Below are 13122 nucleotides of genomic sequence, written 5' to 3' on the forward strand. Positions count from 1 at the left end.
ATCGCATCGGCAGTTGGAGGTGCCACAGGAATAAACCATTTCCTGCATCGGATTGAGGAAAACGTGCGTAGTTAAGTAGGCGCGTCCGCCGGGCAAGGCAAAACTCGCCTCCACGCTTCGCAGAAACGCGAGCCGTTTAACAACCCCTCGACCACCCAACCAGGCCGAAACCAGAGCCACCCCCGCCATTGACCCATATACTCCCGCCCCAAATCCCATCCACTCTCCATCCGCACCCCAATTTCCCTTTGCATATAGCGCGCATCAACGCAGTAGGATTGCGGTTGCGCACTACGCAGCCACTGTAGAAAACGTCGGTTTAAACCACTAAACCATAAAAAAGGGACACAGGATGGGGCATTTGCATGACCCCGTGCAGCGGCCGCGCGGCTATGTCTGGTCTCCGCATCGCGATCCGGAAAGGGAGCAGGCAACGCTCCGAGTCGCACTCGGCGGACTCGCGGCCGTGGCGTATGGCGCGTTCGCGTGGTTCGATCCTTCTCCTGCGGCGACCGCATGCTTTCGCGTGCTCGCGTTGTATCTGGTTTATGGCGTGGCCAGTCGGGTGATCATCGGCGGGATGCCGCGTCATTCGGACGTGCGTCTTGCCATCACCACGATCGCGGATCAGGCGCTCCTCGCCCTGATTCTTGCCGCCGGCGGCCCGCTCGCGCTGCCTATGCTCTGGGCCATTTTCCTGTTCCTGATCGGCGCAGGAGGGCGTTATGGGAAGCGGACGCTGGCGTTGTCGTGCGTTACGGCACTGGCCGGAATCGTCGCACTATCCATGCTTCAGCCATGGTGGCGTCTCAACCGGCCGGCGGCGCTTGGCATTGGCTTGAGTGTGCTGGCGGCATCGGTATATCTGAGTGTGCTGATCGGCCGGCTCGGCAGCGCGAACCGCGATCTCGCGCTCCGGGCAGGCACCGATCCGCTCACCGGATTGAGCAACCGGTACGCACTGGAACAAACCATCGGACGGGCGGTGACGGCGATATCGACGGGACAGGAAGGCGCGACGGCGTTGTTGCTGATCGATCTCGATGGCTTCAAGGAAGTCAACGATACCTACGGCCACGAAGTTGGCGACGTCGTGCTGCGAACCTTTGCTGATTCGCTGTTACGCCGTGTGCGGACCACCGATACGGTCGCGCGTCTCGGCGGCGACGAATTCGTGGTCCTCGCGCGTCACGTGACGGGCAGCCACGCGGTGCATACGGTCGCGAACGGAATTCACGCGGTGCTGGCGGAAATGACGTCGGTGCAGGACCGGGTGGTGAATGTATCGGCGAGTATTGGCGCATGCCTGATCTCGCCGGACCTGAAACCCATCTACACCGATATCGCCGTGCTGATGCGCGCGGCGGATCGTGCAATGTACCGGGCGAAAGCGCTTGGTAAAGGCCGAACGGTGTTTGCCGAAGGCGCGGACTTCGAACCTTCTTGAAGCGGCTCAGAAAAAGCCGCTCCCGAACCGTCAAGCCTCCACGCCCGACCAGGCCTGTTCGCGCAACTTCGCGCGCAACCGCGCAACCGCCTGGCTATGCAACTGGCACACGCGCGATTCGCTGACTTCCATCACTGCGCCGATTTCACGCAGATTCAAGCCCTTCTCGTAATAGAGGCTCATCAGCAGCTTTTCGCGCTCGGGCAGTTTGTCGATGGCTTCGACCAGCGCCGAACGCAAACTGCCATCGAGCAATGCGGACAACGGATCGGCTTTATCGACGCAATAACGGTCGAGGAATGGTTCGTCATCCGATGACCGGTCGAAGTCTTCGTAATAGATCAACTGGCTGCCGTGCAGATCCTGCAGCATGGTCTGGTATTCGTCGAGCGGCATGTTGAGGTGCTCGGCAACTTCCTGTTCGCTCGCCGACCGGCCAAGGTGTTGCTCGACCTTGTGTACCGCCGATTCGACCTCGCGCGATGTCTTGCGCATGCTGCGCGGCAGCCAGTCGTTGGCGCGCAGTTCGTCGAGCATTGCGCCACGAATCCGCTGGCTCGCGTATGTCTCGAACTGCGCGCCCTGGTCTTCCTTGTAGCGGCTGGCGGCGTCTAGCAGACCGATCATGCCTGCCTGGATCAGATCGTCGAGATCCACGCTGGCCGGCATTTTCGCGACCAGTTGCAGACCCAGCCGGCGCACGAGCGGCGCGTAGCGGGTCAGGACCTCGGCTTGTGACAGTTTTCCCTGGGCGTTATACATCGCATTCACCTTTGTTCCTTCTTTGCTTCGTCACACCGCCGCCGGGCTGCGCATTGCGAACTCCGGCGACGTTGTTTCGGTGCGGCGCGAGGTCGCTCCCGGGTTGATCGAACGCTCGATATTGCGTGGCGTTTCCCTATGGACGGCTTGCGCCGGCCATTCGAAGTGCGAACTTTCTGGCATCGGCCAATACTGCAGGTCGGCCGCGATGTGGCGGTAATCGCGGGCGGCGGCGGTCGTCGGAAATGCTTCGACTGCGCAGCGCGACAGTTCATGCGCCCTCGCCACACGCGGATCTTCCGCCACGCAACCGGCCGGCATGAGCTGCACGGCAAGGTAGCGGCTGGCGACACCGGCGAGGTTATCGAAGGCGATTTGCGCATCGGCGGCGTTCTTCACGTGGTTGACCACGATCCGGAAGCGCGAGATGGCGTGCGCGTAATGCAGGCGCTTGATGCATGCATACGCCTCGGTGATCGCGGCGGGCGCCACGCGTGTGACGATCACGAAGTCGTGCGCTTGCGCGGCGAGCGTGGACAACGCGCCGCTACGATCCGGTTGTGTGTCGATGAGAACGATATCAGCGGGTCCATCCAGCAAAACCCGGTAATGCGCGGCGTCGTGGCTGATGCGTTCGTCGCGGGGCGCGGCGATCATCGAAAAGCCGAACGGCGTGCGCGTGACTGCGTCCTGCAAGAAGCGCTTGCCGCCCAGCACGGCGCCAAGTGCGCCCGTGGACGGTACGTTGGCCAACCGGCTCGCCGACAACGCGTTCTGCCGTTCATCGATCACCAGCACGTCCTTGCCTTGCGCAGCGAGCGCGGCAGCGAGGTTGACGACCGTCGATGTATTTCCCGTACCGCCTATTCCGCCCGCCGGCGCGCCACACACGGCCACCACTCGCGAGCTGTTGCGCGTCAGCAGACGGCGCAAGCCTTCAGCCTGATCGGACACGAACTTATCCAAAGTGAACCTCATGCAGTTCGGTGGAAGCGCGCGCGGAGAGCGCGGAGAGGAGCGGCGGTACGTCGTCGTCTTGCGGCACGAATGGCGAGCCGTCGCGCGGAATGCAGAACGCGCTTTTGATCAGGAAGCGTTTGGTCGCGACATACAGGTTCTCCGGCACCTTCTGTCCGGTCGATACGTAATGCACCGGCAGCTTGTAGCGGATCACGGTATCGATCACGCCGCCCAGGTTCGTGGCTTCATCGAGCTTGGTCAAAATGCAGCCCGCGAGCGGCGGTTGATCGGGCGTGCTCTGGTAGGCCTGCACGACTTCGTTCAGCGTGTCGCCGTGGCTGGTTGCGTTGAGCAACAGCAGACGTTGCACCGGGAGGCCGGCGCCGCACAGCATGGCAATGTGATCGGACACCGTGCGGTCGCGCTGGCTCATGCCGATCGTATCGATCAGGACGATGTGCTTGTTGCGCAGTTCGGACAGTGCGAGTTGCAGGTCGGCCGCGTCCTTCACTGCATGCACCGATACCCCCAGAATCTTGCCGAAGATACGCAGTTGTTCATGCGCGCCGATCCGGTAGCTGTCGGTGGTCAGCAGCGCGACCTTGCTTGCGCCGAAGCGCATCACGCAGCGCGCGGCGAGCTTGGCGGTGGTGGTCGTCTTGCCGACGCCCGTCGGGCCCATCAGCGCAAAAACGCCGCCGCGGTTCATCATCGATTCTTCGCTGTCCATCACGGGCAGGTTGTTTTCCAGGACTTGCTGGACCCATTGCATCGACGCTTCCGCGTGTTCGATCTCCGGCATGTTGTCGATCAGCATGCGCACGAGCTGCGCCGAGAAACCGGCGGCGAACAGGCGCTTGGTGAGCGCGGCGTGGTTCGGGCTGCGGCGCTGGCGGTCGCCCCACAGCAAGCCGGCGAAATGCTCTTCCATCATGCCGCGCATGGACGAGAGTTCGTGCATGACGGTGTCGTTGACGACCTGTTCCATGCGGGCGCGGATGGCTTCCGTCACGGCCGCGGCCGCCGACGCCGGCAATCCCGCAAACGCACCTTCCTGAATCGTGCTGACGGCGGGCTCCGGGGTTTGCGCCGGCATTGGCATCGGCATTGCAGCGGCCTGGCGCTGCGCGAGCTTGTTTTCGGCGCGGCGGGCTGCGAGCTGGGCGGCTTCGCGCGTCCATTCGGGCGCGTCGGCGGGTTGATGCGCTTCCTGCGGCACGACGGTAACGGGACTTCCGAGTCCCTTGGCAATTGCCGCCGATGCACTCATCGAACGCTGCGGCAGGCCTTCGGTAACTGTCTGCGCAACACGTCGCGCATGTTCGATCAGCCAAGGGTTCGATTCGGCCATGGTGCGCGATGAATCTTCTTGCGCTGCGCGCATGCGGCGCGGCAACGGCTCGGCTTCGGGCGCGGGTTCGTTATCGTCGAGCGCGTCGAGCGGTTCCGGATTTGCGCCGAACACGGACGAGAAGACATCGCCGCTGGCGTAGGGGTTGGAAGCGTGATGCGCTGTGGGAGCGCTCGTGCTCACCGGCGCTTCTCTCAGCTTCAGTTCACGTTGCTGCGCAGCCGCTTTCGGGGAAATCTTCGCGAGATCGCCGTCGGCCACGGCCACGATTTCGACGCTGCCATCTTCCGTCACCCGGTTCGACAGGACCACCGCATCCGGACCCAGTGCCTCGCGCACGAGACGAAACGCGTCGCGACTCGTAGCACCGATGAATTTGCGGATGTTCATTTGACCCCCGTTGAGCTTGCGCCCACGCTGTTTTATTGCGGTTGAACGGTCTAGGTTGCTTGAGTCTTGCGCCCAGGCGACGTGCCGTTATCCAGTGAGTGAATTATTGCGTGGGTCGCCGCAATGCCATCGGCTGATAAGAGCCGGGAAAGCGGGGTAATTCGAGGGTTCGGCGGGGACCCCGGCGATGTGCGGGATCCAAAGCTCAAACATCAGAGGAATGAACGTGTCTTGCCGGGCTGCCAGGAAAATTTCGGCGTGCGATGGTGTGTTCTGATTCACGCGCCGCGCCATTATGTCGCTCACCGATTTATCCGAACGCAATAGGCACGGAGTCCATTCGTGATAATGGTTTTATAAAAATCAGAAACGTATGGAGTTAACCTTCTTGGATAATGAATAATCTATAAATGCATCGAAATTTCTTTCGTGCGATGGAAAGAACCTCCATATAATAAATCGACAGGTTATTCACGATGCCGGCAAGAACCAACTGAATATTTCGCGTCCTGACATTAATCAAGGAAGATTGAAATGCCACAAAAATCGTTTCAGGCAGAGCCATTCGCATTGCCATTCAATCCGGCAACGACGGCGTTGGTCATCATCGACATGCAACGTGATTTCGTTGAGCCGGGCGGATTCGGCGAAGCGCTGGGCAATGACGTATCGCTCGTGCGCACGGCCATCGAGCCATGCAGGAAATTGTTGAAGGCCGCACGGGACGCTCAGCTCCTGATCATTCACACGCGCGAAGGACATCGTGCGGATCTGGCGGATTGTCCGCCGGCCAAACTCACGCGCGGCGGCAAGCAATTCATTGGTACGGACGGACCCATGGGCCGCATCCTCGTGCGCGGCGAAGCGGGTCACGACATCATTCCGGAGCTGTATCCGGCGATCGGCGAACCCATCATCGACAAACCCGGCAAGGGCGCGTTTTATGAAACCGACCTGCAATTGATCCTGCAAAACCATGGGATCAAGACGCTCATCGTGTGCGGCGTCACCACTGAAGTCTGCGTGACGACCACGGTTCGCGAAGCCAATGATCGCGGGTACGAATGCATCATCCCGGCCGATTGCGTCGGATCGTATTTCCCCGAATTCCAGAAATCGGCGCTGGAAATGATCAAGGCGCAGGGCGCGATCTTTGGCTGGGTGAGCGACGCGACGGCGGTGATCGACGGTTTGCGCGGCTGATCCTCAACTGACTTCCCAGGCACCGGACCATGGCGCTCCTCACGTTTGAAGTGTCTTCAGTCGGCTACCTTGCCGAGCACGGCCCGCGCGAGACGCGGCGGTTTTGGGTGCACAGCCACTTCCAGCATGCGTTGAATCTTTCATCGGCGAGCGGGGAGTTGCTGACCTTGCTCAGCCCGCGTTTCCAGAACTTGCCGACGGCTATCCGGATCGTCACGCCGCCGGGGTGGGACTGGCGTCATCAGTCGCGTCCGCGCGAGCCCGTCGTGCTCGAGGGCAACGTGCTGCGCGCCGCGCGCTGGCGGGCCGATCTTAGCCGGGCGCCGTGCTGGCGACCTGCTCCGGAAAAGAAGCGGGACGCGTGTTCTCTCGATGCCTTTCTCGGTGTCTATCCGGCGCTCGCCAGCCAGCTCATCACTTACTGCCGGCAGCGCGAGGTGCGAAGCAATTTGCAGTTGCTGCCAGGCTGGCCACTGGACGGACGCGCGCCGCGCCTGAATGTCGCGGACGAAAAGCTTGCGCTCGACGCAGCCGTGGCCGAGTTGATCGGCTTCGGCACGGGACTTACGCCCGATGGCGATGATTATCTTTTAGGTTATCTCGCCGCATTACGGCCTTGGCAATATATTGAAAATATCGCCGCGCATTTGAAACTGTTGAAGTTGGCGATCAAAAGCATGTTGCATCGGACTACGAGCATTAGCCGGCATTATTTGACGCTAGGGCTCAAGGGGCATTATTCGGAACCCATCGACCATTTGATCAGTATTTTGATTCGCGGATCACCGGTATCGGATATCGCAACTGCCGCAAACAAGGTCATGGAGTTCGGCGCGTCTTCTGGCGTGGATTGTCTCGGAGGTTTCTTGCATGGAATCAGGTCACTTCAAACGGTAGCGCAAGAAGAAACCCGCTGATCGGACCAGGATCCAGCGAATCACTGTTCATCAGTTCGATGGCATTCGGCGTATGCAACGCCGGATTCGCCAGGCCCGCATTCGGGCGCTTTAAAGCATCGGGTGCAACGATCACCGGAATCGGAATTGGAAATGAGCATAAGAACGAAGGTCTTCAGGAACATGTATCAGGACTCCGTCTCCCTGATGCAGATCTCGGCCCGCATCAGCGCGTTGCCGGATATCGAGCAGGCGTCGGTCGCGATGGGAACCGAGACGAACCTCGCGCAGTTGCGCGACGCGAATCTCGACGACGGTGTCAAGGCGGGTCCGAATGATCTGGTCATCGCCGTGCGTGGCGGCGATACAGCCTGTGACGCTGCCCTCACGCTAGCCGAGGAAGCGCTCTCCGCGAAGCCGCAAGAATCGGGCGGCGACGGCATCCGGCCGCCGCCGCTCGTGAGCCTGGAAATGGCGGCGGAGCAGGAGAAAGCATCGAACCTTGCGCTGATTTCGGTGCCCGGCGACTACGCCGCGGCGGAGGCGACCAAGGCGCTGCATATGGGCATGTCGGTGATGCTATTCAGCGACAACGTCAGCCTTGAGCACGAACGTGAAATCAAGACCCTCGCCCGCGATAAAAACCTGCTGGTCATGGGACCGGATTGCGGCACGGCGATCATCAACGGCATGCCGCTTGGTTTTGCAAACGTGGTCCGGCGCGGGGCGATCGGCGTGGTTGCGGCATCAGGGACGGGGCTGCAGGAAGTGACCAGCCGTATCGATCAGTTGGGCGCCGGGATTTCCCAGGCGCTCGGGACCGGCGGCCACGACCTGCACGAAGCGATCGGCGGCATCTCCATGTTGTACGGTCTCGACGCGCTCGCCCAGGACCCGGACACGAAGGTGATCGTGCTGATCTCCAAGCCGCCCGCACCGGCGGTGGCGGAGAAAATCCTGACGCGTGCGCGGGCGGCGGGCAAACCGGTTGTCGTGAACTTCCTCGGGGCGAAAGCCAGCGAGATGAACGTGTTCGGCATCACGCCCGCGCACACTTTGGCCGACGCGGCCGGCTACGCCGTCGCGCTGCTGGCGGGCACCGCGCTGCCGGAATCGGTTGCCGCGGTGGCCGCGCCGGACGCCAAGCGTCTCGATGAATACAGCCGCACCATGCCGCCCATCCGCCGCTTCGTTCGCGGCGTGTTCGCGGGCGGCACGTTCTGCTATGAGAGCCAGTTGCTGTTGCGCGAACGCGGGTTCGAGGCGTCATCGAATACGCCCGTTGCACAGAACAAAAAGCTCGACGATATCTGGCACAGCTTTGCTCACACGCTCGTCGACATGGGCGACGACGATTTCACGCGCGGCCGTCCGCACCCGATGATCGATCCGACGCTGCGCAACCAGCGCGTCCTCGCCGAACTGAACGATGCGCAAACCGCAGTCGTTCTCTTCGACCTGGTACTCGGCTACGGCGCGTCGATGGACCCCGCAACCGAATTGCTTGCGCTCATCGAACATGCGCGCCTTCAGGCGGCCGGCCGCGATCTGCCGGTCCTGATCTCGCACGTTTGCGGCACGCAGGCCGATCCGCAAGTCCGCAGCCGCCAGGTCGACATCTTGCGCGAAGCCCGCGTGCTGGTCGCCGGGTGCAACGCGCAGGCTGCCCTCTGGGCATCCCACATTGCTCAAATCCAGGCGCAAAAATAACGGAACCATGATGAATACGCTATTTCAACAGCCACTCCATGTGGTCAACGCGGGCCTGGCCAGTTTCGCCGATAACCTCGCGCTCGCCGGCGGCGATGTGATCAACCTGACGTGGCAACCGCCCGCACTCGGCGATGTCGAAGCGGGGCTCGCCCTTGCGTCGCTGATCCGCCATCCGCTGGTCGAGCAGGCAAACGAGCAGGCGTTCCACCGATACATCGCGGCGCAACCCGTTCTGGTGGATGTGATGATCGCGTCGACCGCGATCAGCGCGATGTCGCAAAAGAAGCTCATCTTGCATGCGGGGCCGCCCATCGACTGGCCGAACATGTGCGGGCCGGTCAAGGGCGCGATCATCGGCGCGATCTTGTTCGAAGGATGGGCCGCGACGCATGAAGCCGCCGAAAAAATGGCGCAGGACGGCGCGATCCGCTTCGAGCCGTGCCATCACTATCAGGCGGTGGGTCCCATGGCCGGCATCATCAGCCCGTCGATGCCGCTGTGGGTGATCGAGAACAAGACGAACGGCCGGCGCACATTCAGCAACTTCAACGAAGGGCTCGGCAAGGTGCTGCGCTTCGGTGCGAACAACGGCGAAGTACTCGACCGTCTTCACTGGATGAAGGACGAACTCGCGCCTGCATTGAAGGCCGCGCTGAAGGTGCTCGGCGAAGTCGAACTCAAGCCGATGATGGCGCAAGCCCTGCATATGGGCGACGAAGTGCATAACCGCAATGCCGCCGCCACTGGGTTGCTCATCAAGCGCCTGATCCCCGCGCTGCTGTCCAGCGGCTTGCCCATCGACACGATCCAGCGCGTGACGGCGTTTATCGTGGGGAATGATCACTTCTTCCTGAACCTGTCCATGGCGGCCTGCAAGGCGATGATGGACGCCGCCCACAACGTCCCCTTCAGTTCCATGATCACCGTCATGGCGCGCAACGGCGTGAACTTCGGCATCCAGATGTCGGGCACCGGCGACCGCTGGTTCCAGGCGCCGGCCAATCCGGTGGAAGGGCTGTTCTTCCCCGGATACGGCGTGGACGACGCGGCGGCCGATCTCGGCGACAGCGCCATTACGGAGACGGCAGGCGTCGGCGGATTCGCGATGGCGTCGTCGCCGGCTATCGTCAAGTTCGTGGGCGGGACGCCGGCCGATGCCACCAATAACAGCCGCCGCATGCGGGCAATCACTCTCGGCGGGAATCCCGCGTTCACGCTGCCGGCGCTGAATTTCGCGCCGACGGCCGCGGGTATCGATGCACGCAAGGTCGTCGATCGCGGCATCCTGCCGATCATCAACACGGGCATTGCGCACAAGCAGGCGGGTGTCGGGCAGATCGGCGCGGGGATTACCACGGCGCCGATGCCGGGGTTCATCGATGCCATTCGCGCGCTGGCCGAATACGTCTAATTCACACGGGAACACACCATGACGAAGCCTCTGGCGATCGTTGCGGTTGGCGGAAATGCGCTGATCCGCGACGATGAACACAATAGTATTCCTGATCAATATGAAGCCGTGATCGAGAGCGCGGGACACATCGCCGAAATGATCGAGGCAGGCTGGGACCTGGTGCTCACCCACGGCAACGGGCCGCAGGTCGGCTTCATCTTGCGGCGCTCGGAACTTGCCGCCGACGAAGTCCGTCCCGTTCCGCTCGACTATGCGGTCGGCGACACGCAGGGCGCGATCGGCTATATGTTCCAGAAGGCGTTGAGCAATGAGTTGCGACGACGCGGAATCGATCGTCGCGTGGTCACTGTTGTGACGCAAACGCGCGTGAGCCGCGACGATCCGGCGTTCCGTAATCCGGCCAAACCCATCGGCGCTTTTTTCGATGAAAACACCGCGCGCAGGCGCCAGCAGGAACTCGGGTGGACGCTGATGGAGGACGCGGGGCGCGGCTGGCGCAGAACTGTCGCTTCGCCGCAGCCGCTCGAAATCATGGAGCGCGAGGTGATTGCCTCGTTGCTGGCGCAGGGTTGCATCGTGATTGCGTGCGGTGGCGGCGGCATACCCGTCGTGGTGGATGACAGGCAGCAGATCTCGGGCGTGGAAGCGGTGATCGATAAAGACCTGGCTTCCGCACTGCTCGCCGAGCAACTCGGCGCCGACCTGCTGTTGATTCCGACGGGCGTTGAACAGGTCGCGATCAACTTCGGCAAACCGGAACAGCGCTGGCTCGATACGTTGAGCCTTGCCGAAGCGAAGATGCTGATCGCGCAGGATCAATTCGGCGCGGGCAGCATGCTGCCGAAGATCGAAGCGATCATGCGGTTCGTGACGCATAGCCGCGCGAACGGCGGAAATGGAAAAGGCCTGATTACGAGCCCTGAAGCAATTCGTCGCGCGCTCGACCAGAAAACCGGTACATGGATCACGCAATAGGTTTTCGTGCCTTACGTACTGATTATTTAGCAATCCAGATTTATTAACGAACGATAAAGGCATGTCGATTATGGAAACCACCCTGCTTGCCGTCAACGGCACGCTGATGCGCGGACTGGAATTGAACAAGAACATGATCGCCGCGCAGGGCGTCTTCCTTCGCGAGGACCATACCGATGCGCACTACCGGCTATGGAGTATCGGCGATCGTCATCCGGGAATGATCCGCGTCGCGGCTGGCGGCACGTCTGTCGCGCTCGAGATCTGGGCGTTGCCGCTGGTTTCGTTCGCCGGTCTGTTGCTGAGCGAGCCGTCGGGATTGGCGATTGGCAAGGTCACATTGCGTGACGGCACTCAAGTACTCGGCGTTCTTGCCGAACCGTGGCTTGTCGAAAACCAGAAGGAAATCACGTCGCACGGAAGCTGGCGCGCCTACACCGGCCACTTCTATTCCGCTTGAGCGAACGAGACTTTCAAGGACTATTTGTATGCGTGAAACTAGCGAACGTTCGAATACCGCGCCCGGATATCGCATTGCCATGATTTTGCTGGGCATTGCGGTGACGCCGGTTCTTCTTTCATCGTCGAGTCTGGGGAGTCAGTTGTCCAGCTCGGCGTTGATCAAGGTCGTGGTGCTCGGCAGCATCATCTTGACCATCCTGTCGATCATCACCATTTGCGTGGGTGAGAAAGCGCGCATGCCGACGTATGGAATCGTGAAGTACCCGTTCGGCGAGAAAGGCGCGATTGCGATCAACATTCTTCTTGCCGTCAGCCTGTTCGGGTGGATTGCCGTCACGGCCAACATGTTCGGGCATTCCGTGCATGACCTCCTGGCGCAACACGGGATCAACCTTCCGGTGCCGATTCTGGTTGCCATCGGATGCGTGATTTTCGTCGCGGCGACCGCGTTTGGCTTCGAGTTACTGGGCAAGGTCGCGCAGTTCGCGGTACCCGTCATTGCGTTGATGCTTGCGTATTGTCTTTACGTCGCGGCGCATGGATCGGCCGAGGTGCCCGTGCGGCTTGCGGAGATGAATACGGGCGTGGCCGTATCGACGGTTGTTGGCACGATCATCGTGCTGGTCGCCACGTTGCCGGACTTCGGCAGCTTCGTGCATGACCGCAAGCACGCGATCATTGGTGCGGGGATGACATTTCTGATTGCGTATCCGCTGTTGTACTGGGCGGGCGCGACGCCGAGCGGAATGACAGGGCAGAGTTCGTTGCTCGGGTCGATGGCCGTGTTCGGGGCCGTCCTTCCGGCTGCATTGCTGCTGATTTTTGCTACTGTAACGGGCAATGCAGGGAATATGTTTCAGGGGACGCTGGTTGTATCGACCTTGTTCACGCGGTTTCCCAAGTGGCAGATCACCGTTGCGCTGGGCGTTCTTGCGGTGATCGTGGGGAGCATGGATATCATGGGATGGTTCATCCCGTTTCTGCTGTTTCTTGGAATTGCGACGCCGCCGGTGGCGGGGATTTATATCGCGGATTTTTTGCTTTATCGGCGCAATGGGTATGACGAGAAGGTGCTTGTGGCCGAACCGCAGATCAAGGTGATGACGTTTGTTGCGTGGATCATCGGATCGATGGTCGGGTTTTTGACTGTGAAGGACGTGTTCACGTTCACGAGTATTCCTTCGGTTGATTCTATTTTGGTCGCTTGCGCGTGTTATGCGGCTTTTAGCCGGTTTTCGAGGGGGGCGTTGGCGGCGGGGTGACCTGGCGGTCGGGGTTGGTCTTGGGTTGGTGCTCTTGAGGCTACCGCGCGGTTTGTTTTGGTTGATTTCTTTAGCACTGTTAGCCACTGTGCGTGGCGGCACTTCATTTCACGGGTTTTGCGCTGGCGCTTGGGTACCGTTCTTTGCGGTCGGGGTTGGTGCTGGGTTGCTGCTTTTTAGGTCTTCGTGAGTTTCGTCTTGGCTGATCTTTTTAGCACTGTTAGCCACTGTGCGTGGCGGGACTTCATTTCTTTTTCCAACGGCGAAAAAGAAACGAAGCAAAGAAA

At 61.0% G+C, this 13122-nt stretch carries 11 protein-coding genes; 8 read left to right on the top strand and 3 right to left on the bottom strand.

Annotated features, from left to right (window positions below):
- Window positions 1-352: 352 nt before the first annotated feature.
- The gene (locus ACFFAR_RS11545) at window positions 353-1447 is read left to right on the top strand and encodes a GGDEF domain-containing protein (protein ID WP_062168390.1); all 1095 of its coding nucleotides are present in this window, start codon (window positions 353-355) and stop codon (window positions 1445-1447) included.
- A gap of 30 nt (window positions 1448-1477) precedes the next feature.
- Here ACFFAR_RS11545 and ACFFAR_RS11550 read toward each other — a convergent pair whose 3' ends face one another.
- From ACFFAR_RS11550 to flhF, 3 genes are read right to left on the bottom strand one after another with little or no spacing between them, the layout of a single operon-like run.
- Entirely contained in the window at window positions 1478-2209 is a 732-nt protein-coding gene (locus ACFFAR_RS11550) for an RNA polymerase sigma factor FliA (protein WP_062168388.1), read from the bottom strand.
- Window positions 2210-2239: 30 nt separating this feature from the next.
- The gene (locus tag ACFFAR_RS11555; RefSeq protein WP_375507909.1) at window positions 2240-3175 is read right to left on the bottom strand and encodes a MinD/ParA family protein; all 936 of its coding nucleotides are present in this window, start codon (window positions 3173-3175) and stop codon (window positions 2240-2242) included.
- A complete protein-coding gene (gene flhF, locus ACFFAR_RS11560) occupies window positions 3168-4910 on the bottom strand; it encodes a flagellar biosynthesis protein FlhF (protein WP_062168386.1) in 1743 nt (580 codons plus the stop codon). The genes ACFFAR_RS11555 and flhF overlap by 8 nt, the downstream gene beginning before the upstream one ends.
- Before the next feature lie 534 nt (window positions 4911-5444).
- Here flhF and ACFFAR_RS11565 point away from each other — a divergent pair.
- From ACFFAR_RS11565 to ACFFAR_RS11595, 7 genes are all read left to right on the top strand, one after another.
- Window positions 5445-6113, top strand: a complete 669-nt coding sequence (locus ACFFAR_RS11565) for a cysteine hydrolase family protein (protein ID WP_062168385.1) — start codon at window positions 5445-5447, stop codon at window positions 6111-6113.
- 29 nt (window positions 6114-6142) lie between these two features.
- A complete protein-coding gene (locus ACFFAR_RS11570; protein WP_062168383.1) occupies window positions 6143-7030 on the top strand; it encodes a DUF2877 domain-containing protein in 888 nt (295 codons plus the stop codon).
- A 132-nt stretch (window positions 7031-7162) separates the two neighbouring features.
- The gene (gene fdrA, locus ACFFAR_RS11575) at window positions 7163-8719 is read left to right on the top strand and encodes an acyl-CoA synthetase FdrA (protein ID WP_375507908.1); all 1557 of its coding nucleotides are present in this window, start codon (window positions 7163-7165) and stop codon (window positions 8717-8719) included.
- A 10-nt stretch (window positions 8720-8729) separates the two neighbouring features.
- Complete coding sequence (locus ACFFAR_RS11580) at window positions 8730-10133, top strand: DUF1116 domain-containing protein (RefSeq protein ID WP_174364153.1); 1404 nt, start codon at window positions 8730-8732, stop codon at window positions 10131-10133.
- Window positions 10134-10151: 18 nt separating this feature from the next.
- The gene (gene arcC, locus ACFFAR_RS11585) at window positions 10152-11111 is read left to right on the top strand and encodes a carbamate kinase (protein WP_174364152.1); all 960 of its coding nucleotides are present in this window, start codon (window positions 10152-10154) and stop codon (window positions 11109-11111) included.
- A 61-nt stretch (window positions 11112-11172) separates the two neighbouring features.
- Window positions 11173-11571, top strand: a complete 399-nt coding sequence (locus tag ACFFAR_RS11590) for a hypothetical protein (RefSeq protein ID WP_062168378.1) — start codon at window positions 11173-11175, stop codon at window positions 11569-11571.
- 28 nt (window positions 11572-11599) lie between these two features.
- Entirely contained in the window at window positions 11600-12835 is a 1236-nt protein-coding gene (locus tag ACFFAR_RS11595) for a cytosine permease (protein WP_174364151.1), read from the top strand.
- Window positions 12836-13122 lie beyond the last annotated feature (287 nt).

The organism is uncultured Caballeronia sp. (genome assembly GCF_964243625.1).
In the GTDB taxonomy this organism is placed as follows: Bacteria; Pseudomonadota; Gammaproteobacteria; order Burkholderiales; family Burkholderiaceae; genus Caballeronia.